Origin of the sequence: Leisingera sp. ANG-M7 (assembly GCF_000813965.1) — a bacterium.
Classification (GTDB): Bacteria; Pseudomonadota; Alphaproteobacteria; order Rhodobacterales; family Rhodobacteraceae; genus Leisingera.
Genome location: NZ_JWLI01000006.1, coordinates 515,028 through 541,155, shown reverse-complemented (window position 1 = coordinate 541,155; position 26,128 = coordinate 515,028). Strand labels below are relative to the sequence as shown.

At 62.4% G+C, this 26,128-nt stretch carries 25 protein-coding genes; 9 read left to right on the top strand and 16 right to left on the bottom strand.

Going from position 1 to position 26,128, the window contains the following annotated elements:
* The first annotated feature begins 73 nt into the window (after positions 1 to 73).
* Together RA26_RS09985 and mfd are read left to right on the top strand one after the other, a co-directional pair.
* Positions 74 to 598 carry a hypothetical protein gene (locus RA26_RS09985; RefSeq protein WP_039183308.1) on the top strand — a complete coding sequence of 175 codons (525 nt, stop codon included), beginning with the start codon at positions 74 to 76 and terminating at the stop codon, positions 596 to 598.
* Between the two features lie 36 nt (positions 599 to 634).
* Entirely contained in the window at positions 635 to 4,087 is a 3,453-nt protein-coding gene (gene mfd / locus RA26_RS09980; protein WP_039183306.1) for a transcription-repair coupling factor, read from the top strand.
* Positions 4,088 to 4,145: 58 nt separating this feature from the next.
* On the opposite strand, the gene RA26_RS09975 is transcribed toward mfd, so the two are convergent.
* The 4 genes from RA26_RS09975 to RA26_RS09960 all read right to left on the bottom strand — a co-directional run bounded on the left by RA26_RS09975 (position 4,146) and on the right by RA26_RS09960 (position 9,432).
* Complete coding sequence (locus RA26_RS09975) at positions 4,146 to 5,819, bottom strand: tetratricopeptide repeat protein (protein ID WP_039183304.1); 1,674 nt, start codon at positions 5,817 to 5,819, stop codon at positions 4,146 to 4,148.
* Between the two features lie 58 nt (positions 5,820 to 5,877).
* Positions 5,878 to 7,113, bottom strand: a complete 1,236-nt coding sequence (locus RA26_RS09970; protein WP_082015794.1) for a multidrug effflux MFS transporter — start codon at positions 7,111 to 7,113, stop codon at positions 5,878 to 5,880.
* A gap of 151 nt (positions 7,114 to 7,264) precedes the next feature.
* A complete protein-coding gene (locus RA26_RS09965) occupies positions 7,265 to 7,930 on the bottom strand; it encodes a DsbA family oxidoreductase (RefSeq protein ID WP_039183301.1) in 666 nt (221 codons plus the stop codon).
* A complete protein-coding gene (locus RA26_RS09960) occupies positions 7,927 to 9,432 on the bottom strand; it encodes a class I adenylate-forming enzyme family protein (protein WP_039183298.1) in 1,506 nt (501 codons plus the stop codon). The genes RA26_RS09965 and RA26_RS09960 overlap by 4 nt, the downstream gene beginning before the upstream one ends.
* A 64-nt stretch (positions 9,433 to 9,496) precedes the next feature.
* Between RA26_RS09960 and RA26_RS09955 the strand changes: the two genes are divergently transcribed.
* On the top strand, positions 9,497 to 10,120 hold the full coding sequence (locus RA26_RS09955) for a helix-turn-helix domain-containing protein (RefSeq protein ID WP_039183295.1): 624 nt from the start codon (positions 9,497 to 9,499) through the stop codon (positions 10,118 to 10,120).
* A 9-nt stretch (positions 10,121 to 10,129) separates the two neighbouring features.
* Here RA26_RS09955 and RA26_RS09950 read toward each other — a convergent pair whose 3' ends face one another.
* The 6 genes from RA26_RS09950 to RA26_RS22950 all read right to left on the bottom strand — a co-directional run bounded on the left by RA26_RS09950 (position 10,130) and on the right by RA26_RS22950 (position 14,637).
* Positions 10,130 to 10,321: a hypothetical protein gene (locus RA26_RS09950; RefSeq protein ID WP_409201592.1), complete on the bottom strand. Its 192-nt coding sequence runs from the start codon at positions 10,319 to 10,321 to the stop codon at positions 10,130 to 10,132.
* Between the two features lie 169 nt (positions 10,322 to 10,490).
* Positions 10,491 to 11,147, bottom strand: coding sequence for an aquaporin (locus RA26_RS09945; RefSeq protein WP_039183290.1), 657 nt, complete (start codon positions 11,145 to 11,147; stop codon positions 10,491 to 10,493).
* Positions 11,144 to 11,620 (bottom strand): arsenate reductase ArsC, encoded by a 477-nt coding sequence (locus tag RA26_RS09940; RefSeq protein ID WP_039183289.1) that lies wholly within the window; start codon positions 11,618 to 11,620, stop codon positions 11,144 to 11,146. The genes RA26_RS09945 and RA26_RS09940 overlap by 4 nt, the downstream gene beginning before the upstream one ends.
* A gap of 22 nt (positions 11,621 to 11,642) precedes the next feature.
* The gene (locus RA26_RS09935) at positions 11,643 to 12,476 is read right to left on the bottom strand and encodes an arsenate reductase/protein-tyrosine-phosphatase family protein (protein ID WP_039183286.1); all 834 of its coding nucleotides are present in this window, start codon (positions 12,474 to 12,476) and stop codon (positions 11,643 to 11,645) included.
* Between the two features lie 69 nt (positions 12,477 to 12,545).
* Complete coding sequence (locus tag RA26_RS09930) at positions 12,546 to 14,261, bottom strand: extracellular solute-binding protein (protein ID WP_241482623.1); 1,716 nt, start codon at positions 14,259 to 14,261, stop codon at positions 12,546 to 12,548.
* A gap of 169 nt (positions 14,262 to 14,430) precedes the next feature.
* Positions 14,431 to 14,637: a hypothetical protein gene (locus RA26_RS22950; protein WP_206540430.1), complete on the bottom strand. Its 207-nt coding sequence runs from the start codon at positions 14,635 to 14,637 to the stop codon at positions 14,431 to 14,433.
* A 52-nt stretch (positions 14,638 to 14,689) separates the two neighbouring features.
* Here RA26_RS22950 and RA26_RS09925 point away from each other — a divergent pair, with 52 nt between their 5' ends.
* Together RA26_RS09925 and RA26_RS09920 are read left to right on the top strand one after the other, a co-directional pair.
* Positions 14,690 to 15,463 (top strand): 3-hydroxybutyrate dehydrogenase, encoded by a 774-nt coding sequence (locus RA26_RS09925; RefSeq protein WP_039183280.1) that lies wholly within the window; start codon positions 14,690 to 14,692, stop codon positions 15,461 to 15,463.
* A 100-nt stretch (positions 15,464 to 15,563) separates the two neighbouring features.
* The gene (locus tag RA26_RS09920; protein ID WP_039183277.1) at positions 15,564 to 16,592 is read left to right on the top strand and encodes a patatin-like phospholipase family protein; all 1,029 of its coding nucleotides are present in this window, start codon (positions 15,564 to 15,566) and stop codon (positions 16,590 to 16,592) included.
* On the opposite strand, the gene RA26_RS09915 is transcribed toward RA26_RS09920, so the two are convergent.
* The 4 genes from RA26_RS09915 to RA26_RS09900 form a co-directional block, all read right to left on the bottom strand.
* Positions 16,589 to 17,305 (bottom strand): DUF502 domain-containing protein, encoded by a 717-nt coding sequence (locus tag RA26_RS09915; RefSeq protein WP_039183274.1) that lies wholly within the window; start codon positions 17,303 to 17,305, stop codon positions 16,589 to 16,591. The two genes, RA26_RS09920 and RA26_RS09915, sit on opposite strands and share 4 nt — an antisense overlap.
* A gap of 80 nt (positions 17,306 to 17,385) precedes the next feature.
* Positions 17,386 to 18,300, bottom strand: coding sequence for a pseudouridine-5'-phosphate glycosidase (locus RA26_RS09910; protein ID WP_039183271.1), 915 nt, complete (start codon positions 18,298 to 18,300; stop codon positions 17,386 to 17,388).
* Positions 18,297 to 19,205, bottom strand: a complete 909-nt coding sequence (locus RA26_RS09905; protein WP_039183268.1) for a PfkB family carbohydrate kinase — start codon at positions 19,203 to 19,205, stop codon at positions 18,297 to 18,299. Before RA26_RS09905 ends, RA26_RS09910 begins: the two co-directional genes overlap by 4 nt.
* Before the next feature lie 41 nt (positions 19,206 to 19,246).
* Entirely contained in the window at positions 19,247 to 20,056 is an 810-nt protein-coding gene (locus RA26_RS09900) for a DUF4198 domain-containing protein (protein ID WP_039183265.1), read from the bottom strand.
* Here RA26_RS09900 and RA26_RS09895 point away from each other — a divergent pair.
* Positions 20,055 to 21,206: a HupE/UreJ family protein gene (locus RA26_RS09895; RefSeq protein WP_039183262.1), complete on the top strand. Its 1,152-nt coding sequence runs from the start codon at positions 20,055 to 20,057 to the stop codon at positions 21,204 to 21,206. The two genes, RA26_RS09900 and RA26_RS09895, sit on opposite strands and share 2 nt — an antisense overlap.
* Positions 21,207 to 21,233: 27 nt before the next feature.
* Here RA26_RS09895 and RA26_RS09890 read toward each other — a convergent pair whose 3' ends face one another.
* Entirely contained in the window at positions 21,234 to 21,866 is a 633-nt protein-coding gene (locus tag RA26_RS09890; protein WP_039183259.1) for a thiamine phosphate synthase, read from the bottom strand.
* Positions 21,867 to 22,032: 166 nt separating this feature from the next.
* Between RA26_RS09890 and RA26_RS09885 the strand changes: the two genes are divergently transcribed.
* The 3 genes from RA26_RS09885 to RA26_RS09875 are packed head-to-tail and all read left to right on the top strand — an operon-like array spanning position 22,033 to position 25,464.
* Positions 22,033 to 22,785, top strand: coding sequence for an RNA methyltransferase (locus RA26_RS09885; RefSeq protein ID WP_039183257.1), 753 nt, complete (start codon positions 22,033 to 22,035; stop codon positions 22,783 to 22,785).
* A gap of 60 nt (positions 22,786 to 22,845) precedes the next feature.
* Positions 22,846 to 23,991, top strand: a complete 1,146-nt coding sequence (ctaA, locus tag RA26_RS09880; RefSeq protein WP_039183254.1) for a heme A synthase — start codon at positions 22,846 to 22,848, stop codon at positions 23,989 to 23,991.
* 3 nt (positions 23,992 to 23,994) lie between these two features.
* Entirely contained in the window at positions 23,995 to 25,464 is a 1,470-nt protein-coding gene (locus tag RA26_RS09875) for a carboxypeptidase M32 (protein WP_039183251.1), read from the top strand.
* Between the two features lie 194 nt (positions 25,465 to 25,658).
* Here the strand turns inward: RA26_RS09875 and RA26_RS09870 are convergent, their stop codons facing one another.
* Positions 25,659 to 26,009, bottom strand: a complete 351-nt coding sequence (locus RA26_RS09870) for a DUF6614 family protein (protein ID WP_039183249.1) — start codon at positions 26,007 to 26,009, stop codon at positions 25,659 to 25,661.
* Positions 26,010 to 26,128: the final 119 nt, after the last annotated feature.

The following is a 26,128-nucleotide window of genomic DNA, read 5'->3' as shown; positions in this document are numbered from 1 at the left end:
GTTTCCCGGTTGATATAGGGCCAGTTACATAAAACAGGCCCCAAGGGCCGGCAGCGGCAAGATGGGGGCTGGAGTGGATCTGTTTCAAATCCTCTATGAGATGATTGACCTGCGGTCGTTTTCCAATCTCTGGTACTGGATTGCACTGGCAGTGATGTGGTCCTCTGCCAGCCACAGGGTTCTAGGTGTTCCGTTTGACATGGTCCAGCGGGCACGCCGCCGCGGAGGACAGGCGGAACAGGATCTGGAGGACATGGTCCGCGTCAACGTGAACCGGCTTCTCTACATTGCCGAAGTGTCCGGCCCCTGGCTGGTGGCGCTGGCCTGCTTCCTGTTGTCTGCCCTGGCGACGCTGGGCTTTGTTTTCCTGATGGAATTCGCCCAGGCTGTGTTCTTGCTCGCTTTCCCGATGTCCTTTGTTGGTGTCATCAGCTATTTCACGGCACGCCGGATTGCACGGGACGGTGCTTTGGGCGAGGACCTGTGCAAGCGGCTGTCCATGTGCCGGCTCTGCATCCAGTTCGTGGGGTCAATCTCAATTCTTGTGACCGCCTTCTGGGGGATGTATCAGAACCTCTCGATCGGCGCCTTGGGCTGAGGGGCAGGGTTTCAGCGAACCCGGAAAGGAAACCGCATGGCACAGCGCGCAATAACCATGGGCGGCGCCCCCGAGGGGTATGATGCCCGGCTGATCCTGAAGGAAGTGCAGAAATCCGGCGTGCCGGTGGTGCATGTGGCGCGCGATGACAAGCGGATGGAGGCGATGCGGGCCGCACTGGCCTTCTTTGCGCCTGACATGCCGGTGTTCGTGTTTCCAGGCTGGGACTGCCTGCCCTATGACCGGGTGTCTCCGAATGCGGACATCTCTGCGGCGCGGATGGCCACGCTGGCGGCGCTGGTGCACCAGATGCCCAAGCAGTTCGTGCTGCTGACCACGCTGAATGCCGCCAGCCAGCGGGTGCCGGCGCGGGAGGTGCTGCGGGAGGCGGCATTTACCGCCCGCGTCGATCACCAGGTGGATGAAGAGGCGCTTCGCAACTTCCTGGTCCGCATGGGGTTTTCACAAAGCCCGACCGTGATGGAGCCGGGCGACTATGCCATTCGGGGTGGTATCATTGACATCTTCCCGCCGGGTGAAAGCGGCCCCGTGCGGCTGGATTTGTTCGGCGATGTGCTGGACGGCGCCCGCCGCTTTGATCCGGCGACCCAGCGCACCACTGAGAAGCTGGAGGTGGTGGAACTGGCGCCAGTCTCCGAGGTGATCCTGGACGAGGCGGCGATCACACGGTTCCGCCAGAACTACCGGATCGAATTCGGCGCCGCCGGTACCGATGACCCGCTGTATGAGGCGGTCAGCGCAGGCCGCAAACACCAGGGGATTGAACACTGGCTGCCGTTCTTCCATGAGAAGCTGGAAACGCTGTTTGACTACCTGCCGCAGGCGACCGTCACGCTGGACGATCAGATGACGCCCGCACGGCTGGCGCGCTGGGACAGCATCGAGGATCAGTACGGCACCCGCAAGCACGCGCTGGAGCAGAAGGGGCGGATCGACACCGTCTACAAACCGACGCCGCCGGGTTTGCTATATCTCGACGATGCGGCCTGGGAGGCGGCTGTTGCGGATATGCGCGTTGTGCAGTTCCACCCGCTGCCGCAGGCCTCCGGCCCTGGAGTGGCAGATGCGGGCGGCCGCATTGGGCGCAATTTTGCGCCGGAGCGCCAGCAGGAAAACATAAGCCTTTTCGGCGCTTTGGCGGACCACATTAAGGTGCGGATGCAAGAGGGTCCGGTCCTCATTGCCTCTTACTCCGAAGGTGCGCGGGAGCGTCTGACGGGGTTGATCGAGGATGAGGGCCTGGCTGAGGCCATCCCGGTGATGGATGGCACCCGTATCGGAAAATCCGGTTTGCATTTGGCGGTCTGGGCGCTGGAGTACGGGTTTGAGGCGCCGGATATGACGGTGATCGCGGAGCAGGATGTGCTGGGCGACAGGCTGATCCGGGCACCGAAAAAACGCCGCAAGGCAGAGAATTTCCTGACCGAAACCCAATCGCTCAGCCCCGGCGATCTGGTGGTGCATGTGGACCATGGCATCGGCCGCTTCAAGGGGCTGGAGGTTGTCACAGCAGCCAGTGCGGCGCATGAGTGCATCCTGCTGGAATATGCCGAACAGTCCAAACTGTACCTGCCGGTCGAAAACATCGAGCTTTTGTCCAAATACGGCCATGACGAGGGGCTCTTGGACCGGCTCGGCGGCGGAGCCTGGCAGGCCAAGAAAGCCAAGCTCAAGGAACGCATCCGCGAGATGGCGGACAAGCTGATCCGCATCGCGGCGGAGCGTGCCCTGCGCAAGGCGCCAGTGATGGATCCGCCGCCGCACGCCTGGGAGGAGTTCTCAGCCCGCTTCCCCTATCAGGAAACCGACGACCAGCTGCGCGCGATCGAGGATGTAATGGAGGATCTGCACTCCGGCCAGCCGATGGACCGGCTGATTTGCGGCGATGTAGGCTTTGGCAAGACCGAGGTGGCTATGCGTGCGGCCTTTGTTGCCGCGATGTCCGGCCTGCAGGTGGCGGTGGTTGCACCAACCACGCTGCTGGCGCGCCAGCACGCCGCGTCTTTTGCTGAACGGTTCCGTGGTTTTCCCCTGCAGGTCAGGCAGTTGTCACGCTTTGTTAGTACCAAGGAGGCCAGCCAGACCCGCGAAGGATTGTCCAAGGGCACCGTCGACATCGTGGTCGGCACCCACGCGGTTCTGGCCAAGAACATCAAGTTCCAGAACCTCGGCCTCTTGATCATCGACGAGGAGCAGCACTTCGGCGTCGCCCACAAGGAACGGCTGAAGCAGCTTCGCAGCGACATCCATGTGCTGACGCTGACGGCTACGCCGATCCCGCGGACCTTGCAGCTGTCCCTGACCGGTGTGCGCGATCTGTCGATCATCGGCACGCCCCCCGTGGACCGGCTGGCGATCCGAACCTATGTCAGCGAATTCGACAGCGTCACCATCCGCGAGGCTCTGCTGCGCGAACATTACCGTGGCGGTCAGAGCTTCTATGTGGTGCCGCGGATCACCGATCTGCCGGACGTCGAGGAGTTCCTGAAGGCGCAGCTGCCGGAGCTTAGTTACGTGGTGGCGCACGGGCAGATGGCGGCGGGCGAACTCGACGACCGTATGAACGCTTTCTATGACGGCAAATACGATGTGCTGCTGGCAACGACTATTGTGGAGTCGGGCCTTGATATCCCAACCGCCAACACCATGGTCGTGCACCGCGCCGACATGTTCGGCCTTTCGCAACTCTATCAGATCCGGGGCCGGGTAGGCCGGTCAAAAACCCGCGCCTACGCCTATCTCACCACCAAGCCGCGCCAGCGGCTGACCCCGGCAGCAGAGAAGCGCCTGCGGGTTCTGGGCTCTCTCGACACGCTTGGTGCAGGCTTCACCCTTGCCTCGCAGGACCTTGATATCCGGGGCGCAGGTAATCTGCTGGGGGAGGAACAGTCGGGCCAGATGCGCGATGTCGGATACGAACTCTACCAGTCGATGCTGGAAGAAGCCATTGCCAAGATCAAGGCGGGTGAGATGGAGGGCCTGTCGGACGCCGACGAGCAATGGGCGCCGCAGATCAACCTGGGCGTTCCAGTGCTGATCCCCGAGGAATACGTACCGGACCTCGATGTGCGCCTGGGTCTTTACCGCCGCCTGTCGTCGCTGTCGACCAAGGTGGAGCTGGAAGGCTTCGCGGCTGAGCTGATCGACCGCTTCGGCAAGCTGCCGAAGGAAGTGAACACGCTTATGCTGGTGGTGCGCATCAAGGCGATGTGCAAACGCGCAGGCATCGCCAAGATGGACGGCGGCCCCAAGGGCGCGACGATCCAGTTCCACAACGACAAATTCGCCTCGCCGCAGGGGCTGGTGGAGTTCATCCAAGGCCAGAACGGCCTGGCCAAGGTGAAGGACAACAAGATCGTTGTACGCCGCGACTGGAAGAAGGACGCCGACAAGATCAAGGGCGCCTTTGCCATTGCCCGCGACCTGGCAGATAAGGTCGTGGCGGAAAAGAAGAAAGCCAAGGCCTGATCCTGGGCGGCAAGGAATTTCGAATTTCCTTGGCAAAATTCTTTCGCAAGAAATTTGGTCAGCCGCAGCAGGGGCTGGGCGTCATCGCTGCCTGGGCACAGAAACAGGACGCGCCCGCCGCCTGATCCGCGCGCGCCAGTGCAAGGTCGAGCTGTTGCTGAATATGCCTGATTTCGACAGTTTCGCCGCGTGTCTTCAAGCAGTCGTGCAGCCCCTTCAGGCTCCAGATATTGCCGGGATGCACGGATGCGCGTGACAAGGTGCTGTCCAAACCCAGGTCGGCACGGTAGACTGCTTCGGCTTCTTCCACATGGCCTTGCTCGAACAGCAACGCCCCCAGCGCGTGGCGGGTGGGCTGCATCCAGCCCCAGGGCTCATCATAGGGCAGGTTGTCGTCCAGCTCCGCCGAGCGGCGCAGATGGGCAAAGGCCGCGTCAAAGTTCTCCTTGCGGTACTCGATCTCGCCGCGCAGCATTTCCGTCGCGATTTCAAGCAGATCCACGACGCGGTTGTTGTGCAGCAGACGGGTGTCGGGCACCCGGGCCTTGGCGGCCAGGAAAAGCTGCTCCTCTGCTTCAGCTTCCGCCACGCGTCCAGTTGCGGCATAGGCAATGGCGCGGGCGTAATGGGTGTTCGCGGCCAGGGTGCAGTAAAGTTTCTGATCCTCCGGCAGCTCCAGAGCCATCGCGTCCTCCCAGCGTCCGAAGCGGACCAGGATATGCGGGTGCATTGCCATGTAGCTTTCAAAGAAATCCGCGATGGGCGGGCTTTCGACCTTCAGCATTTCCGGCGGGGTGGTGTCTAGAATGCCCTGATTGGCCGCCAGCGCCGGTTCAAGCTGGCCCAGGAACATCGCGCCGTAGATGACGAAGTGGTAATTGTGCTGGCGGTAGCCGGTGTAGATGTTGAACGCGCCTTCGCGCTCATAAAATTTCAGGTCCGCCTCGATCGCTTTCTGGTTCCAGTAAACCACACTGCGGTAGTCGCCGCACAGCACGTCGATATGGGTCGGCATATGCACCAGATGGCCCGCGTCCGGAACCAGTGTGCGCAGGGCATCCGCCGCTTTCAGCGCTTTTTCGGGCGTGGGCGACATCTCCATTAGATGCACGTAGAGATGCAGCAGGCCAGGGTGCTGCATGGCGCTAGGGTCGTTTTCCATTGCCTTTTCCAGCACCTTTTGTGCTTCCAGCGTAGCAGCACCTTCGGCGGGAAAACCGGTTTTCAGGTTCCACATCTTCCATGGGGTCAGGTTCAGCAGGCTCTCGGCATAGACCGTGCGTAGGTCCAGATGATCCGGGCAGGCGGCAAAGGCCGCGCGCATTGCATCAGCGAAATCGTAGTCCCAAGAGTGCATGTCCTCACCCGGTTCGCGCTGCGGATACCGGGTCTGGATGGCGCGGATCAGCAGTTGTTCGGCCTCTGTACAGCCTTCGATGCAGGCCAGGGCGGATTGCACCGCGTCAAAGGCTTCGGCCAGCGCTTTGGCGCGGCTTTTGGCGTCCCGGAGGTCCCAGGGCAGGTTGTAATTCGGCCCGGCTGCATAGGCGGCGCCCCAATGGGCCATGGCGCAGTCCGGGTCGTGTTCCAGCGCGCGGCGGAAGCAGGCGATGGCTTCTTCGTGATTGTAGCCATAGGTCCATACCAATCCCCGGTCGAACCAGCACTGCGCCTCAGACGACGCTGTGGTCACCGGGCAGGAATAGCTGCCGAGATCATAATCATAACCCATAAAAAACTCCCCCCAGTTAGGGGGAGGTTAGGCAGCGGGTGTTATCCGGGCAAGGCTGTTATTCGGCAGGCAGACGCGCCTCGGCTTTGGCCATTTGCAGCATCAGAAGAAAAGCAATGCAGGCCATGATCAGGAGACCTGCCGCCAGCGGCACCAGCGAGCCGTCGAACAGCAGCCCGACAGGTGCGGCAATGGCGGCAGCCAGAACCGTTGAGATCGCACCAATGACTGAGGCCGCCATGCCGGCAATATGGCCCATCGGCTCCATCGCCATCGCATTGAGGTTGCCGACGGTGGTGCCGACCATGAAGAACACGCTGGCTTGCCAGGCGACAAACAGGCCGAACATCCACGGATCCGGCAGGCTCCAGCCGCTGATCAGCAGTATCGCGCCAGTGATCAGGATCTGTGCAGCCAGCGAAACGGTAACGATGCGGCGCATGCCGATCCGCACAACGATGGCGGCATTCAGCAGGCTGGCGGTGCCGGAGATCGCCGCGACCAGGCCGAACCAGTAAGGAAAGCTGTCCGCGCGGCCAAAGATGATGTCATAAACCGGCTGCACCATGGTCAGCATGGTGAACAGCATGCCCAGGCACAGCGTCTGCACCATGATCGACAGGCGCACCGTCGGATGGCTGAGCATCTCTTTGACAGCCCCCATCAGCAGCGGCATGCGCATGGCGCGGCGGTCTTCACGCGCCAGTGTTTCCGGTAGGCGGAGGCTGGTCCACAGGACAATGACGGCGGCAAACAGCGCGAACAGCAGGAATATGGTGCGCCAGCCGGACAGCGCGATGATGCCTGCTCCCATCAAGGGGGCAATGGCCGGAACAATCATGAAGATCATCATGGCAATCGACATCAGCCGCGCCATTTCACGGCCCGAATAAAGGTCGCGGACAACGGCAACGCCCACGATGCGCGGTCCGGCGGCACCGATACCCATCAGGACGCGGGAGATCAGCAGAACTTCCAGCGAGGGAGACAGCCAGGCGGTTAGCGCGGCCAGCACATAAAGGGCGCATCCTACAGCCACCACCGGCTTGCGGCCAAAGGCATCCGACAACGGGCCGGTGAAGAAGGTGCCAAGCCCCATGCCCAGCACAAAGGACGTCAGCACCAGCTGCGCCCGGTTTATGTTCTCCGGGCTGAGCGTCTGGCCGATTTCCGGCAGGGCGGGCAGCATGGCGTCGATCGACAGTGCGATGGTGGCAAACATCATCGCAATCAATGCAATGAATTCAGCCTTGGCCATGCCATGGGCCGGGTTGTGAGCCTGGGATTGGGACATCTGAAACCTCTAACAGCTCTTCAGATGGGTCCGGGGAATGAGGCCGGTCTGGGAGCCGTCCGCATCCGCTATCACAATTGCGTCAGCCGGGCCAGCGCCCGGCTGCACAGGAATCTGTGCATAGTTGCGATGCTAAGCAGTTCGCCGCGGGTTACTCGGTCTCTGCGGCCTTCAGCTGCTGCAGGATGTCTTCGATCACCTGCTTCCACAGCTCCGGCGGCTGGGCGCCCGGCACTGCGTGCTGGTTGGCGACGATGAAAGTCGGCACCGAACTCACCCCCATCTTGCGGGAATGCGCGTCGCGGTCGCGGATGGCTTGCACATCGCTGTCGCCTTCCAGCAGGCGGGCGGCAACATTCGCCTCCATGCCTGCCTCCTGCGCCACGTCCGCCAGAACTGCGTGGTCGCCGATATCCCTGGCGTCGACGAAGTAGGCCTTGAACAGAGCGTCCACGACCTGCGTCTGCTTGCCTTCAACCCCGGCCCAGTGGATCAGCCGGTGTGCGTCCAGGGTGTTGGGGGTGCGCTGCATGGCTTCGAAATTGATCGTTAGCCCGGCCTTTTCCGCGTGCTCCACCACAGGTGCGTAGGCCTTTACCGCGCCCTCCTTGCCGCCGAACTTGCGCTCCAGGTATTCGCGCCGGTCCATGCCTTCGCGCGGCATATCGGGGTTCAGCTGGAAGGGGTGCCACTCGATGACAAACGGATGATCCGGCACCTCCGCTAGCGCCTTGTCCAGATGGGTCTTGCCGATATAGCACCAGGGGCAGATCGGGTCGGACAGGATGTCGAGCTTGACGGCGGGCATTTGGGTCATCCTTTGAACAGGGCGGGCAGGGCACGGCGCAACAGTTTTCCGTTGGCGCCGGTGGGCAGCGCCTCCAGATGGACGTATGCGCGGGGCTGCTTGTAGCGGGCCAAGCGTTCGGATGCAAAGGCCTGCAGGTCTTCGGCCTTCAACTCTTCGGGACCGGTATAGAATGCGGCGATAATATAGGTGTCTTCCTTCACTTCCACCGCGGCGGCGCCGGCCTGGGTGATGCCGGGGTGAGCGGCAAGGGCGGTCTCAACCTCGATCGGCGACACGCGGTAGCCGCCGGCGTTCATCATGTCGTCGCTGCGTCCCAGATATCGGATCTGGCCTTCCGCAGACATCGCCCCCTGATCGCCGGTCAGGAACCAATCGCCCTGATAGCGGGCCGCGGTTTCCTCCGGCGCGTTCAGGTAGCCCAGCATCAGGCCGGGATCGGATCGGTGGATCGCGATGGTGCCTTCCGCATCGACGGGAACCGGCCCGTTTGTGTCGACAATCGCCACCCTGCGGCCTTGCTGCGGCTGTCCCAAGGCGCCGTCCTGCGCCGGGTGCGCTGGGGATGAAGAGATGAAGGTCGAGCATTCCGACATTCCAAACGCTTCGTAGAGGCTGCAGCCGGATGCGGCTTCCCAGGCATCGTGAAGATGGCGTGAGAGCTTTTCACCTGCGCAAAGCCCGTGCCGCAGGTCCGGCAAGTTCAAAGCACCGCCGCGCAGGAACTTCCGGTAGACTCCAGGGGCGGCGGCAAAGATCGTGGCGCGGTGGCGGTGCAATAAGGCGGGCAGCTCTTCCGGGCGTGTGCCAGGGGTGGGGATCAGCGCAGTTGCACCTGCCGCCCAGGGGTCCATCAGCCCGGTGCCGAGGGTGTAGGTCCAGTTGAAGGCACCGGCATGCAGCAGCCGGTCGACCTCCGTCAGCCCGTACCAGCCGTCCACCATCATCTGCCGTGCCCAGACAGCCCTGTGTGCGTGTGCCACGGCACGCGGATTTCCGCTGGTTCCGGATGTATAAACCACATAGGCCAGCTGCTCCGGGCTGCCAAAGGCGTACTCACAAGGAGGCAGTTCATGCATCGCCAGCAGTTCCGTGGTGCTGATCTGGTGCGGGTGAATCGCGCAGGCAACAGCCGGATCCCGCAGCACGGCCGCAGGCTGAAGATCCGAAAGCAACCGCGCGGTTTCGGCCTCGGTCAGCTGTGAGGAGGTTGGCACCGGAACCAGACCGGCAGCTATGGCGCCGAGATAGGCGATCGGAAACTCCACCGTGTTCCCCAACCGCATCAGCACGGCGTCGCCGGGTTTCAGACCTGCCTGAAGCAGCCCGGTGCCGGTGCCGCGCACGGCGGCCTCCAGCCGGGCATAGCTCCAATCATCGCAGCCTTCGCCGTCAAGCACCGACAGCGCGGTCTTGTCCGCCAGCCGCGCGGCATGGCGCAGCACATGGGCCGCAAGATTGAAGGGTGAGGGGCAGGGCGCACAGGGTCCCTGATCAAAAACCGACAGCATGGCAAATGGCTAGCCCGCGCTGTCCTGCGTTGCAAGGCGCGCGGGTGCGGCTTATAGAGTCCTCATGAAAAGCCGCGATCCGAAATCCCTGATCACTATCGCCCGCGCGAACGGCGGTGACGATCAAGCAGAACCCCTGGACCTGGGCGCCCGCGTGCGCGAGCTGCGCAAGGCGCGCGATTGGACGCTGGAACATGCGGCCAATCAGGCCGGGCTGGCGCGTTCGACCCTGTCCAAGATCGAAAACGGCCAGATGTCACCGACTTACGAGGCGCTGAAGAAGCTGGCCGAGGGACTCGAGATTTCCATTCCGCAGCTGTTCACGCCGCCGCAGCGGGACCAGGTGAACGGGCGCATGACGGTGACCAAGTTCGGCGACGGTTCAGCGCACGCCACCGCCACATATGAGCATGAGCTGCTGGCTGACGGGCTGACGCGCAAGCAGATGCTGCCTTACCGTGCACGGGTGCGGGCACGGTCAATGGAAGAATTTGACGGGTGGGTGCGCCACGACGGCGAGGAATTCCTCTATGTGCTGACTGGTGTGGTCAAGCTTTATACGGAATTCTATGAGCCTGTGGAAATGCGCCGCGGCGACAGCGCCTACTATGACGCTGCGATGGGCCACAACGTGATTTCCGTCAGCCCCGAGGACGCAACAATCCTCTGGGTGACATCGCTGGCCTGACGTTCCGGGCTAGTGCTTGCGTCCGTCCAGTTCTCTCAGCAGGCTTTCGATATACAGGAAATCGTCCACTTCTTCCTTGGCTTCATTCAAGGTGAGATGGTGGGTGCGGGCCAGGTAGGCCACGAATTTGTCCCGGTCATCCAATAGGGATGGCGCGTTGCTGGCTTTCAGATGAGGAAAGCGCTGTTTGATGCGGGGCATCCTGTCAATCCAGCTGGCAGCTGCTGCTTGTACAGGCATTGGGGGGCACTCCCTGACAAACGGATTATGGTTTTCGGACCCCCATCGTAACACTTTTTGTGAGATTTTGTAACGTCCGCCCCAAGGTGCCGGCTTGGGGCGGTATCCGTAAGCGGATTTCTGCTGGTTGTCAGCGAGATGCAAATAGCTTGGGCAGTACCAGGTGGCCAATGCCAACCGCAATAAGCTGCATCAGGATGAACATCGGGATGTGGCCCGGGTAGATGCCCGCAAAGGTGTCGCTGAAGCCGCGCGCTATGGTGACGGCAGGGTTGGCGAAGCTGGTCGAAGAGGTGAACCAATAGGCGCCCGTGATGTAAAGGCCGACCAGTGCAGGCACCGCTTCTGGTCTTGAACGCAAGCCGCCGAAGATCACGAACAAGAGGCCGAATGTGGCCAGGATCTCAGAGAACCACTGCGCGGTGCCGGTGCGGTGCATTGTGGCTGAGCTTTGCAGGATTGCAAGGTCGAACATCACATGGCAGGCCCAGACGCCGAGGATGCCGCCACCGATCTGCACCAGGACATAAGGGGCGACAGCGTTCCAGGAATGCTCGCCGCGCAGTGCAAAGGCCAAGGTGACCGCCGGGTTGAAATGGGCGCCGGATACGGGGCCAAGCGTGGTGATGATTGCGTAGAGCATACAGCCGGTGGCGATGGCATTGGCCAAGAGCGCCAGCGCCACGTTCCCGTCCGCCAAGGTCTCCGCCATGATACCGGAGCCGACGACGCCAATCAGAAGCATGGCGGTGCCCAGCCCCTCGGCCAGCAGCTTTTGCGCGGTCATGCGATCTCTCCAATCTTCTTAAGCTGTTCGGACAGCTCTGCCGCCGCCATGGTTTCAATAGGCAGCTCCAGCAGCGCCTTGGCGCGCTTCTCCAGAATGGTATAGGCGGTGCGGAAAGCGGCGTCCCAATCGGGCTGTTCTGCTGCCGCCGGGTCCTCGACCCCCCAATGGGCACGCACCGGCGCGCCGGGCCAGACCGGGCAGGTCTCACCCGCGGCCGAGGCGCAGACAGTGATCACGATGTCCATCTCCGGTGCATCTGCGGCGGCAAATTCGTCCCAGCTCTTGGACCGCGCACCAGACACGTCGTGGCCCAGTTCGTCCAGCAGCACCAGCGACTGCGGATGTACTTTGCCGGTTGGGTTGGAGCCGGCCGAAAAGGCGCGGGTGCGGCCCGCGCCCAGCGTGTTGAAGATCGACTCCAGCAGAATGGAGCGCGCGGAATTGCCGGTGCAGAGGACGAGGATGTTCATGTGATGAGTCCGTGCTTTTGTTTCAATCGGGTGAATTCAGTTGGCCGATACCGTCGAGCTGATGCTGCAGCGACATTCGGTCAAGCGTATCAAAGGGCAGCGCCGCAAAGGCTTTGATCCGGTTGCGCAGCAGCCCATAGGCCTGCTGAAAGACAAGGCGGCGTTCGGCGTCTGTGCCCTCGGCCTTGACCGGATCGGCCAGGCCCCAATGGGCGCTCATCGGCTGGCCGGGCCAGGCCGGGCATTCCTCATTTGCTGCGTGGTCGCAGACGGTAAAGATGAAATCCATCTTCGGCGCATCGGGTGCGGAGAACTGGTCCAGAGGCTTGGACTGCAGGCTGCTTGTGTCCAGACCTTTGGCCTCCAGCATGGACAGAACCTCCGGACGGGGGGCATGCGCGGGCAGGGTTCCGGCCGAGAAGGCGCGGAACCTGCCGCCGCCCTCCTGTGTCAGGATTGCCTCCGCCAGCAGCGACCGGGCCGAATTGCCAGTGCAGATGAACAGGATATTCAACGGGTGTTCAACCGTTGGCGCGGGCATTGCTGCGGCTGCCGCGGGGTTGCAGATATCAGGGCGGTTCTGGCAGCAACCCGACAAAAGGCCGTCAAACATGCCGCGCAGCCCCGTCAGGTCAGCGGCATACATCAGCGATGTGCCGCTGCGCTGCTGGGTGATCAATCCGGCGTGTTTCAGGGCTGACAGATAGGCTGAGGCGGTATTTGCCTTGTAATCCAGCGCCTCTGCAATCTCACCTGCCGGCACGCCATCCGGATAGCGCCGCATCAGCAGCCGGAACAGCGCCAGCCGGTTCGGGTGCGCCAAAGCGGCGAGTTTATCTGACAGTTCTATTTCCATAATTCGTGAATTATGGAAATAGAGTTTTTCTGTCAACTCCGCAGGGCGGGTTTGGGCTCCGCAGAATGGTCAGTCTGCCTGATACCACCAGACGTCTGGCATGAACCCGGTGCGGTCGCCATAAATCGGAAGCCTGTCCGGGAAACGCATCTCTTTCACATGGGCGATGCGGCCGGTGTCGAAACTCCAGAACGGAATGACATAGCGCCCGGCGGTCAGCACCCGGTCCAGCGCCCGCACCGCGGCGGCGAAGTCCTCCGGTTCGGTTGCGGTCAGCATTGCGTCAATCATCGCCTCTGCTGCCGGGCTGTTCATGCCCATCAGATTGCGGCTGCCGGGCTGGTCCACGCCTTCGCTGCCCCAATAGTACCGCTGCTCATTGCCGGGGCTCAGCGACAGTTCCCGGCGGAACCGGGTGAGGTCGAAGTCATAGGCGTTTTCCCGTTCGGCATATTGGGCGTTGTCCACGGTCTCAGCCGTCAGGGTGATGCCCAGCCGCTCCAGCGCGCGGGCGTAGATTTCGGTGACCGTTTTCATCTCGCCGTCGCCCTGACGGATCAGCACGCTGAGGTCCATCACTGTGCCCTCAGCGTTGCGCAGAACGCCATCGGCTACGGTCCAGCCTGCGTCTGCCAGCAGCTTCATCGCCTTGCGCAAATTGCCGCGGTTGCGCTTGCTGCCGTCACCTTGGGGCAGGGTGTAGCCCTCCAGCGTGCCGGGCAGCAGGCTGTCTGCAAAGGGATCCAGAAGCGCGCGCACCTTTCCCTCAGCGGCGCCAGAGCGCATCCCCAGAACTGAGCCGGAGAAATAGGAGGAGATCCTCTGCTGGGCGCCCCCCGTCACGGTGCCGTTGATGTATTCAAAATTGAAGGCCAGCAGCAGTGCCTCGCGCACGCGCCAGTCGTCCAGCGGTGCGCGGCGGGTGTTCATCACCAGCCCGGTCATGCCGGAAGGGCGCTGATGCGGGATTTCGCTTTTGACAACGTCGCCGCGGTTGATCGCCGGGAAGCTGTAAACACTGTCCCATTTGTCGGCATTGAACTCGCGCACCGCGCTCAGCTCGCCCGCCTTGAAGGCCTCGAACAGCACCGTTTCATCGCCGAAGAAGTCGATGCGCAGCTCATCAAAGTTCTGGGTGCCGAGGCGCAGAGGCAGATCCTTGCCCCAATAGCCCGGGTTACGGGTGAGGGTGACAAAGCGGCCGGGCTCATAGGCGTTGACCACATAAGGGCCGGTGCCGATGGGCGCGCCTTTGACTTCATCGGTACTGAATTCCATGCCGTCCCACTGGGCCTTCTGAAGGATCGGGCGCAGGCCGGCGATCAGCGCCAGCTCGCGGTCCTCGACGTTGAAGGTCAGCCGGAGGCTGCGCGGCCCGGTCTGTTCGATGGACTCCACCTTGGTCCAAAATCCGCGGTAACGCGGATGGCCTTTGGTGCCCAATGTCTCGTAGGACCAGATCACATCGTCGACGGTCACCGGGCTGCCGTCAGAGAATCGGGCCTCCTGCCGCAGGGTGAATTCGACCCAGGAGCGGTCCTCCGGAACCTCAATCGATTCGGCCAAAAGACCGTAAAGGGAGAAAGGCTCGTCCCAGGAGCGGCCCATCAGACTCTCGTATCCCCAGAACCGAAGCTGCCAGGGAGAGGTCCCCTTAAGGGTGAACGGATTGAGGCTGTCAAAACCTCCGGTGTTGCCGAACACAACCTTGCCGCCCTTCGGTGCGTCCGGGTTCGCATAGGGTAAAGACACAAAATCCGGTGGCAGCGCAGGGTCGCCGTACATAGCTATGCCATGGGCCGATTCTGCCAGCGCATAATTCGCGGTAATTGCCAGGGTGATTCCAGCCAGTGCCGCGCGAAGAGTCCGGAAATTTTCTTTTCGCTGATTCACAACAATCCCGCTCTGCCCTTATTTTCTTGCCTCCGCACGCTACGTGCGCTTTTTCGTCTTTTCAAACTTTTAGCTTGGACGAAAGCCGGAAATTGCTTATAAAGGGGTCACTGCTCGATAGGTTTCTTGCCTGTATGAAACCTGCCTCAATAACTAACGCCCGCCTTGTGCGGGCGTTTTTTTCTGCCCGTTTCTTTACTTTTCCTGCGATGGAAATGGCGGCTTTGGGCAGCAGCAGCATCCGTAGTCTTACGCGTTTCTTTTGCATCTGCAGCATGGCACAGTAGCGGCAGTTTCAATCAGCCAAGGGGCAGGACGCGATGACATTGCAAGGCAAGACCGCCGTTATCACCGGATCGAATTCAGGGATTGGCCTGGGGGTCGCACGCGAACTGGCGCGGGCAGGGGCCAATGTGGTGCTCAACTCCTTTACCGACCGCGAGGAGGATCACGCGCTGGCAGCGGAACTCGCCCGTGAGTTCAGCGTCAAGGCCCAGTACGTTCAGGCCGATATGTCCAAGGGCGCCGATTGCCGCGCGCTGATCGAAAAGGCTGGGGCCTGCGATATCCTGATCAACAATGCGGGCATCCAGCACGTGTCGCCGATCGACGAGTTTCCGCAGGAAAAGTGGGATGCCATCATCGCCATCAACATGAACTCGAACTTCCACACAATGGCGGCAGCGCTGCCCAAGATGCGCGCAGCAGGCTGGGGCCGGATCGTAATTATTGCGTCAGCGCACGGGCTGACAGCCTCGCCCTACAAGGCCGCCTATGTGGCCGCCAAACACGGGGTGGTGGGCATGACTAAAACAGTGGCGCTGGAAACCGCGGAGGAGCCGATCACCTGCAATGCGATCTGTCCGGGCTATGTGCTGACACCGCTGGTGGAGGCGCAGATCCCCGATACCATGGAGAAATACGGCATGGGCCGGGAAGAGGTGATCAAGAAGGTGATGCTGGAGCGCCAGCCAAGCCGCGAGTTCGCAACGGTGGAGCAGCTGGGCGGCACCGCGGTGTTCCTGTGCTCCGATGCGGCTGCGCAGATAACCGGCACAACCATCAGTGTCGATGGCGGCTGGACCGCGCTGTAAGCGCGTGCGGCGCAGGCGGGAGGGGGCCAGCCCCCTCTTGCCCTGACGGGGCAATTCACCCCCGGAGTATTTTCATAAAGGTGAAACTGGCAGGTGGGATGTGGTGACACGGATTAATCTGGCCCTGCAGGGCGGCGGCGCGCACGGGGCGTTCACCTGGGGGGTGCTCGACCGGCTGCTGGAGGACGAAGGGATCGAGGTTTCCGGGATCACCGGGACCTCCGCCGGGGCGCTGAACGGCGCTGCGTTCAAGGCCGGCATGGTGCAGGACGGGCGCGCGGGTGCCAAGGCGGCGCTGGCTGGGCTATGGGCGCAAATGGGCGCCGTTGGCGACATGCGGTTCAATCATTGGCTCACGCGGTTTGACGCGGTAGCCTGGGCAGGCGCGCTGGAGGCGGCGATGCCGTTTTCGCCGCTGGAAAGCCTCAGCCAGGTGATCTCCCCCTATCACTACGGTCCGTTCTACAAGAACCCGCTGCGCGAAGTGGTTGAGACATTCAATTTTGCCGAGGTCTGTGCAGGCGAAGGGCCGGAGCTGTTCATCTGTGCAACCTGCGTGCGGACCGGCAAGATCCGCATCTTCGAGGGGGAGGAAATCAGCACGGACGCCATTCTTGCTTCTGCCTGCCTGCCGGACCTGTTTCAGGCGGTGGAGATAGAGGACCCTGAAACCGGCCGGATGGAGGCCTATTGGGACGGCGGCTATACCGGCAATCCGGCGCTGTTTCCGCTGTTCCGCGACGCGCTGCCGGGGGATGTGGTGATTGTGAACATCAACCCGCTGGAGCGGGAGGATATCCCCAAGACCCCGCAGCAGATCCGCAACCGGGTGAACGAGATCAGCTTCAATTCGTCACTGCTGCGGGAACTCAGGGCGATCAATTTCGTGCAGCGGCTGCTGGCGGATGGCACTATTCAGCAGGGGCGGATGAAAGAGGTGCGGGTGCATATGATCGCTGACGATGATCTGATGACGCAGTTGTCGGTCACCACAAAGCTGTTCCCTGTGCCGCAGATCCTGGCACGGCTGAAGCAGGCAGGACGGGATGCGGCAGAGGGGTTTCTGACCCAGAACCGGGAAAACCTTGGGGTGCGTTCTTCGGCTGATCTGCCGGCAATGTTCGGCTAGGCGTCTTCTTTTTCCAGAACCTTCGGCTTCTTGCCGTTTTCCACTGGCTTGGTGGGGTCCTTGGGGTTCGGGTAGACGAGGCCTGCCGAGATCACCAGTTTAGCCGAGTCCTCCACCGTCATGTCCAGTTCGATCACGTCCTCCTCCGGCACAAACAGCAGGAAGCCGGATGTGGGGTTCGGCGTGGTCGGGAGAAAGACGCTGACCAGCCCGCCACTGGTTTCGGCCCGCTTGGCGATCTCACCCTTGGCATAGGTGGAAATAAAGCCGATCGCCCAGATGCCCTTGCGCGGATATTGCACCAGGCAGGCCTTTTCAAAGCTGCGCTCGGACTGGGCAAAAACCGTCTCGGAAATCTGCTTGATGCCGGAATAGACCGTCCGCACCACCGGCATCCGGTCCACCAGGCTTTCGGCAAAAGTGATCAGCGAGCGGCCGATGATGCCCTTGGCAATCCAGCCGACGATAATGGTGAACAGCAGGAAGATGATCAGCCCGACGCCGCGCAGGTTGATGCCGATATACTGCTCAGGCCGGAACGTGTGCGGCACCAGCGGCAGCACCACGCTGTCTATCCAGCCCATGACAGACCACAAGAGCCAGATGGTCAGCCCCACCGGCGCGATCACGACGATGCCCGTAAAGAAGGAGGCCCGCAGGCTGGCGAACAGGCCGCGGCGGCGTTGGGGTTCTTCGTCGAATGGCGTGGTCATAGATCAGTTTTCCAGGAATTCCGCGTGGAACCTAGGCACTGTTTTGGGGCGGAGCAATGGTTTCCGCCCCAAAAATCAACTCATTGTGCGAGATTGTTGAGTTCCTGTGCGATCTTTGCCGCCAGCCGCGCGTTGTTGCGCACCAGTGCGATGTTCGCGGTGAGCGAGCGGCCTTCGGTCAGCTCGAAGATACGGGACAGGAGGAAGGGCGTCACATCTTTGCCCGCAACGCCCTGTTCATCTGCTTCGGACTGGGCCTGGGCGATGACCGGGGCCAGGTCTTCTGCCGCGATCTGGGCGTCTGCCGGGATCGGGTTGGCCACCAGCTGGCCGCCGGGCAGGTCCATGGCCTGACGGGTGGCGTGGGCACGGGCGATATCAGCAGGGGTGTCCATGCGCAGCGGTGCCTTCAGATCCGACTGGGCCGACCAGAACGCGGGGAAGCTGTCCTGCCCGTAGGCAATCACCGGCACGCCCTGGGTTTCCAGCACTTCCAGGGTCTTCGGCAGGTCCAGGATCGCCTTGGCGCCTGCAGCCACAACGGTGACCGGGGTCTGCGCCAGCTCCATCAGGTCGGCGGAAATGTCGAAAGAGGTCTCAGCCCCTTTGTGCACGCCGCCGATGCCGCCGGTGGCAAAGACGGAAATCCCTGCCAGCCGCGCCGCAATCATGGTGGCTGCTACGGTGGTCGCACCGGTGCCGCCAGTTGCGATGCAGGCGGGCATATCGGCGCGCGAGATTTTTGCTACGCCCTTGGCCTGTCCCAGCGCCTGCAGCTGTTCGGGCTCCAGCCCCACATGCAGCACGCCGTCGATCACCGCCATGGTCGCTGGCACGGCGCCGGCATCGCGGATGTCCTGCTCCACCTGTGCGGCAACCTCGACATTCTGTGGATAGGGCATGCCGTGGGTAATAATGGTGCTTTCCAGCGCAACGATTGCCTGTCCATCGGCCTTTGCAGCCAGAACCTCGGACGAATACTGAATATCGATCAAAGCGGGGGTTCTCCTGAAACGTAGGTTGCCGCAGCCTTGAGGGCTGAGGCCAAAGCGGTCTTGCGGTCTTCGCCCCGTGCCTCGGCAACGATATGGGCGGCCATGAAAGTATCGCCTGCGCCGGTCACGCGGGCGACGGTAACGCGGGGCGGGTGCAGGGTGATGGTGCCCTCGGCATCGGCCACGGTGGCAGAGGAACCGCCATCGGTGACCAGCACCCGTGCGGCACCACGGTCCAGCATCGCTGTAGCGGCGGTTTCGCTGTCGGTGAACTCCGCCTGGCACAGGATGCCGGCCTCTTCCAGGTTCACATAAAGCGTGCCGCGTGTGCGGGTGAGGAACGGGCGCAGCCGTTCCGCCTTGCCCGGCGAAGCAGGCGCCACGCGCAGGTCGGCCTTGGCAAAGGCCGGGCTGGCGACGATGTCATCCAAGAGCGACAGGGTCAGGTTGCCGTCGAGCGCCACCTGGCCCTCATAGGGTGCGGCCTCGGTGCCCAGCGAACCGTCGGACAGCGGGCGCAGGATTTTGTCTCCAGCAGCCTCCAGCGAATGCGCATCGGCAATGGCGGCAATCAGCCCGTTGGCGCCCTCGACAGCCATGTAGCGGTCGGTGGGCAGGTCCTCTGAGCGGTAGATGTGATCGGTGATCAGGCCGAAATGCCCACAGGCATGGATCAGCTCGTCGCCTTCGGGATCGCGGCCCACGGCGGTCAGTAGCGCGGGCTTCACGCCAAAGCGCGACAGGGTCATGGCGATGTTCATGGCGACGCCGCCGGGCAGCCGGGTGATGCGCCCGGGCATGTCCGATCCGCGCTGCATTTCACTGGTGCAGCGGCCGATGATGTCCCACAGGACCGACCCGATGCACAGGATGGCGGGTGTCTGAGAGTTAGGGGCTTGTGTCATATCGACCTATTGCCGCCTTTGGCAGGCCTCTGCAAGCGGCTTCACCGGGCGGGCACCGCGAATGTCAGGGCCGCCCACAGGCTTTCCCAAACGAAATCCTCGCCTGCCGGGGCAGGGCGCAGGACCACGGAGTCCAGCAGGTAGCTGTGCCCGGGGGCAACCCGGACGATGGTCTCTCCCTTCGCATCCGTCAGCTGGGTCGTGATGGCGACAGTGCCATCCGGGGCCTTGGCAAAAATCTCGACCTGCGCCTCTGCCCGCGGGGCGCCCTGATACAGAACCCGGACCCGAAGCCCGTCTGCCATGCTGTCCGTATAGGGATTGGCCAGGGCCACGATCTCGGTCTCCAGCCCGGTGGCTTGGTCCGCCCCTTTGCCATCGCCAATGGCAACCAGCGCCTTGGCATAGCGGGTGTACTGCTCAACGAATCCCGCGTCCGGCAGGCTGCGCGCCTGATGCTGTGTGCGGATATCGCCAAACGCTTTGTGATCAACAAAGGCCTGGAATTCCTCCCAGCTGTCATAAGTGATGGTCTGCGGCCGGGTCTGGTGGATCAGCACGGCCAGCCCGTTCTGCAAGGTGCTGCCGGCAAAGGCAGGCATATCGCCCATCCGGCCAAGGTAGAGCATGGCAGGTCCGCCCTGAAAAACCTCGAACCGTGCGATGCGGTGATCCAGATAGGGCTGCTCGGCACCGTTGAACTCTTGCCCGTTTCGCAGCCGTGCCACCACCGCTTCCCCGGATTCCACTTGATATTTCTCCGGCTCAATCCAAAACTCGTGGGATAACACTGGCACGGCCCCAAGGGTTAGCCCGGCACAGAGAATTGAGCAGAACAGGCGGTATTGCATGAAGGGGTCCTTGGCTGTCAGGCGCGGCTTAACGTGGCTGCAAGGCCTATTTGCGCTGCTGTTCTGCGTGGTTGCAATAGCAGTGCTGCCAGCCCGCGCGCATGAGGTCACGCCGGCGATTGCCGATTTCACGGTCAAGAACGGGCAGATCACGCTGGAACTGCGCCTGAACGTCGAGGCTTTTGTCGCGGGTATCAACCTCGATGGGCTGACGGACACCAACCAGACCGCCCAGGCTGCCGACTATGATGAACTGCGCGCGCTGGGTGCCAGTGAACTGGAACCGATGGTGCAGCTGTTTGCAGAGGAATGGCTGGAGACGTTTTCCGTGCAGGCTGGCAGCCCGGTTGCGCTGGATGTCGCAAAGATCACTATTCCCGAGGTCGGCAATGCAAGCCTGCCGCGCGCCTCCTACCTGGAACTGACCGGTGGCGTGCCGCCCGGAACAAGGACACTGCGCATTGCCTGGCCCGCAGGCTCCGGCGGCGTGGTGCTGCGGCAGAACGGGGTGGAGGAGCCGTATACGGGATACCTGCAAGGCGGAGAGACCTCACCGCCGATCCCATTGGACGGCGGCGCGGCCAAAACGCCGGTTGAGGCCTTCATGGAGTATATTCCCGTCGGCTTTACCCACATCCTGCCCAAGGGGTTGGATCATATCCTGTTTGTGTTGGGGCTGTTCTTCCTCAGTCCGCGGGTGAAACCGCTGCTGTTGCAAGTGAGCCTGTTCACCGTGGCACATACCATCACGCTGGCGCTGGGCGCGCTGGGCATGGTCGATGTGAACCCCGCCATTGTCGAGCCGCTGATTGCCCTGTCGATTGTCTTTGTCGCGGTCGAGAACATCTTTGCCCGCAAGCTGCACACATGGCGCAGCTTTGTGATTTTCGGCTTTGGCCTGCTGCACGGGCTGGGCTTTGCCTCCGTGCTGGGGGAATTCGGCCTGCCTGCCAGCCAGTTCCTGCCTGCGCTGATCGGCTTTAACGTCGGGGTGGAACTGGGCCAGCTGGCGGTGATTGCAGCCGCCTACCTTGGCGTGCGCCTGTGGTTCGGACGGCATCCGAAGTACCGCGGCCGGGTGGCGATCCCGGCCTCTGTCACCATCGCGATGATCGGCGGCTACTGGTTTGTGGAGCGGGTGTTTCTGTAAACACCTGCCAAATGGCTCAGGAGCAGGTCAGCCCATCGCCCGCATCAGCACCTTGAGCGCCGCCAGCGGGTCTTCCGCGTGCCAGATCTCATCGCCGATGCCAAAGAAATCGGTATGGGGTGCGATGCCGCGCACCAGATCCTCAGTCAGGCCGCCCTCGGCCACCACCGGAACCTCGATCATCTTGGACCACCATTCAAACAGATCCGCCTCTGCCTGTGCGCCATCCCCCAGACCGGAGGTGCCCACCGGACCAAAACTCACGTAATCCGCGCCCGCTTCGCCGGCAACCATACCGTCATGCTGAGAGGCACCGCAGAAACAGCCGACAATCGCATCCGGCCCCAGCGCCTTGCGCGCGGTGCGGATGGATTTCGACGCATCGGTCAGATGCACGCCGTCCAGGCCCAGCCGTTCCGCCAGGATCTGGTGGTCAGAGATCACCAGCGCCACGTCGCGCGCCATGGTCACTTCGCGCAGCGCATCGCCCGCGCGGCTGAGGGTGTCCTGATCGCGGCTCGCCATGTCTAGGCGCACGCAGGCTACGTCGACCTCATCCAGCACCCGCGCCAGCTGGCCGGGGAATTTGCCCAGTTCGAAACTCGGCGGGGAGATCAGATAGATCTGCGGCTGCTCCGGTGCGTCAGCAGGGCTTCCCATGGCGGTGCTCCATTGTTCAGGCGATTGGACGGTGTTTAGCCGATTTCTTGCAGGACGCAAGGATTTGCGGCGGTGAAGCCCCGGTAAATGAAGCCCAAACCCGCGCTGGACCTTGCCCCGCAGCCGCGCGGGCAGTACAGCAGTGCCGATTTTGCCGGAGAATACGATGCCCACCGATACGCCCCAGCCCGCCTTTGTCCTTGTCCGCCCGCAGATGGGCGAGAATATCGGTGCCGCGGCGCGGGCGATGTGGAACTTCGGCCTTGACCGGATGCGCATCGTGGCGCCGCGCGACGGCTGGCCGAACCCCAAGGCGGTGGCGATGTCCTCTGGTGCCGGGCGGCTGCTGGACGAGGCGCAGCTTTGTGCGGATGTGCCGGAGGCGCTGGGCGACTGCACCTATGTCTTTGCCACCACCGCCCGCCAGCGCGGTCTGACCAAGCCGGTCTACAGCCCTGAACGCGCCATGCAGATTGCCGCCGAGAAGATCGCGGCGGGCGAGAAGGTCGCTGTGATGTTCGGCCCCGAACGTGCGGGCCTTGAGAACGAGGATATCGCCAAGGCCAACGCCATTATCTCGGTGCCGGTAAACCCGCTTTACGCCTCGCTGAACCTGGGCCAGTGCGTGCTGCTGACCGGATACGAATGGATGCGCCAGTCCAGCGAAGTGCTGCATGAAACCACTGATCTGGGCCGCAAGGGCGAATGGGCCACTGGTGTCGAGGTCGAGAAACTGGTGGAGCACTACGAGGACCGGCTGGATGAGGCGGGCTTCTTCTTCCCGCCGGAAAAGGCCGAGGGCATGAAGACCAACCTGCGCAACCTGTGGAGCCGGATGCGGATGACCCGCAGCGACGTGCAGATGCTGCACGGGATCATGCGCCAGATGGTCCGCTGGAAAGAGCGCGGCGGCGAGTAAGCCGCTCTGGACCTTTGAATAACCCGCCCCTAGCTTGGCACCACAGACAAAGAGGCAAGCATGAGCAAGCGCAGCATTTTCGAAGAGGTTGAGGGCGAGAAAAAAGACGCGCCTGCGGTCCAGCCAGGGCTGATCGACCGAGGCCGCGGCGGCGCCCGCAAGGCGATCCGCGCCTGGCTGATGGTGCTGTTTGCGCTGGTGGTTGCGATGATCGTTGTGGGCGGGCTGACGCGCCTGACCGACAGCGGCCTGTCGATCACCGAATGGCGTCCCGTGACTGGAGCTGTCCCGCCGATGTCGGAAGCCGAGTGGCAGGCAGAGTTCGACAAGTACAAGGAAATCGACCAGTGGCGCATCCAGAACCAGTGGATGGAACTGTCTGATTTCAAATCGATCTACTGGTGGGAATGGGGCCACCGCCAGCTGGGCCGTTTCATCGGCGTGGTCTGGGCGGTTGGGTTCTTTGGTTTCTTCGCCGCACGCAAGATCCCGGCGGGCTGGACCGGCCGGTTGCTGCTGCCTGGTCTCCTCGGCGGCGTGCAGGGCGCCATCGGCTGGTGGATGGTGGCCTCTGGCGTCACGCAGGGCGAGGGGATGACCGCGGTGGCCTCCTACCGGCTGGCCGTGCATCTGGGGCTCGCGTTCGTAATCCTCGGCTTCATCGCCTGGTATGTGCTGATGCTGGGCCGCGAGGAGCGCGAGCTGATGCAGGCGCGCCGCGCCAAGGAGGCAAAGCTGTTCAGCCTGTCCACCGGACTGATGCACTTCGCCTTCCTGCAGATTTTGCTGGGCGCTCTGGTCGCAGGGATTGACGCGGGCCGCTCCTATACCGACTGGCCGCTGATGGGCGGGCAGGTGATCCCGCCGAAACCCTTCATGATCGACCCGGTGTGGAAGAACTTCTTTGAAAACCCCGGTCTGGTGCAGTTCATTCACCGGGTGGCAGGCTATCTGCTGTTTGCCTTTGCTGTGGTCGCCTGGCTGCGCGGACGCAACTCGGCCCATGCGCGGACCCGTTTCGCGTTCAATGCCGTTTTCGCGGCGCTCTCCGTGCAAGTTTTGCTGGGGATCATCACCGTGGTATACGCCGCGCCGCTGCACGCCGCGATTACCCACCAGCTGGTGGCTGTGGGCGTCTGGGTGCTGATCCTGCGTGCCCGGTTCCTGTCTGCCTATCCCATTGCAACCTCGATCAAGGATCATTGAATTATGAGCGCATTTGACGAATTGATGGCCTTCCAGCGCGAAACCCAGGCGCTGGGGCAGATTGCGGGCCGTCTGGGCTGGGATCAGGAAACCATGATGCCGCGCGGGGCGGCGCCGCAGCGGGGCGAGGAGATGGCCGCGATGGAGGCGGTGCTGCACGCCCGCCGCAGCGATCCGCGGGTGGCGGAGTGGCTGGAGCAAGCGGTTGCCCCCAATGAGGCAGGAGAGGCGCAGTTGCGCGAAATCCGCCGCAGCTATGAGCGCACCGTCAAGGTGCCCGCCGATCTGGCCAAGAAGATCGCCCAGGTGACTTCTGTCGCGCAGGGCCAATGGGCTGCGGCGCGGGCGGATGAGGATGTGGCAGCCTTTGTCCCGGTGCTGGAGGAAGTCGTCGCGCTGAAACGCGAGGAGGGACTGGCGCTGGCGGCGGGCGGTGATGTCTATGACGCCATGGTCGAGGACTATGAGCATGGCATGACTGGGGCCGCAATCGCGGAGATCTTTGATAACATGCGCCCCGGACTGGTGGAACTGCGCGCCAAGGTGCTGGAGAAACCCGCGCCGAAGGGCGTGAGCGGCACCTTTGATGAAGCCGCGCAGATGAAGCTGACCCGAAAGCTCGCCAGGCAGTTCGGCTATGACATGTCCCATGGCCGGGTCGACAAGGCAGTGCATCCGTTCTGTTCCGGCGCGGGACTGGACGTGCGGATCACCACCCGGACCAGCGAGACTGATCCGTTCAACTGTTTCTATTCCACCATCCATGAGGTCGGCCACGCGGCCTATGAGCAGAACATCAGCCGCGACTACCTGCTGACGCCGCTGGGCAGCGGCGTGTCGATGGGGGTACATGAAAGCCAGAGCCGGATTTACGAGAACCAGATCGGCCGCAGCCGCGCCTTTACCGGCTGGCTGTTTGAGGAGATGAAGGACGCCTTTGGCGATTTCGGTGTTGCGAACGCGGATGCTTTCTATGCTGCCGTGAATGCGGTGCATAAGGGCTATATCCGGACAGAAGCGGATGAGCTGCAATACAACCTCCATATCATGATGCGGTTCGGCCTGGAGCGCGCGCTGATGAGCGGCGATCTGGCGGTGAAGGATCTGGAAGCGGCTTGGAACGACCGGTTCGAGGCGGACTTCGGTTATGCCGTCGACAAACCGTCGAACGGCTGTTTGCAGGATGTGCACTGGTCGGTGGGCCTGTTCGGTTACTTCCCGACCTACACGTTGGGCAATGTCTATGCCGGCTGCCTGTACCAGGCGCTGCGCCGGGATGTGCCGGGACTGGATGCAGAGCTGGCTGAGGGCAGCACCGACGGCGCCACCGCGTGGCTGAAGGAAAACCTGCAGCAGCACGGCGGCCTGCGCAGCCCGCGCGAAACCATCAGGCACGCCTCCGGCATGGAGCCGGGACACGCGCCTCTGCTGGCCTATCTCGAAGAGAAGTTCAGCTTGCTCTACGATCTCTGAATCGGGTTTGAACTACGGCTAAGGCCCTCTGGCGGCAGCGGAAATCCCGCTGCCCCGAAAATGCCGCATTTTAACAGTATTCTCTTAATCCTTGGGGGTGTGAGTAAGAGAGTAATCTGATGCATACAGCCGTCGCCTACCTGATTTTTGCCAGTTACGTGCTGGGAACCACCCTGGTCTGAGGCATCTGCCCGTCAGATCAGCGCCATACGCTCCGCCCGTTCCGGATCCGGGAAGGGCCGGTAAAGGCCGATGTTCGCGGTGGCGATCAAAGCCCTGACGTGGGAATAGAGCTTCTCAACCTCCTCGTCATGCTCGCCCAGAACCCGGAAGGCCTGATCAAGCTGGGTCATGTCCTTGAATTCGATTTCCAGGAGGAAATCGCGGCAATTGTCGCTGGCCATGTCCAGCTTACGGCGCAGCAGCCGCCAGCCCTGGACCACACCGCGTTCCTGCAGATAGCCCATCCATTGATCGACCGCGCTGGCAAAACTCAGCGCCTTGGCCTCGTGATGCAGGTCGATGGAGCAGTGGTACAAGTTCATTGGGGTCTTCCCTTCATGAGAAATCAGAACTTGCCGTAACAATACCTAAGATCTGTTAGGGGGCCGTTAACACTGCGAACGCCGCCCCGGCAACGGGACGGCGTTCAATGTTTTCAATG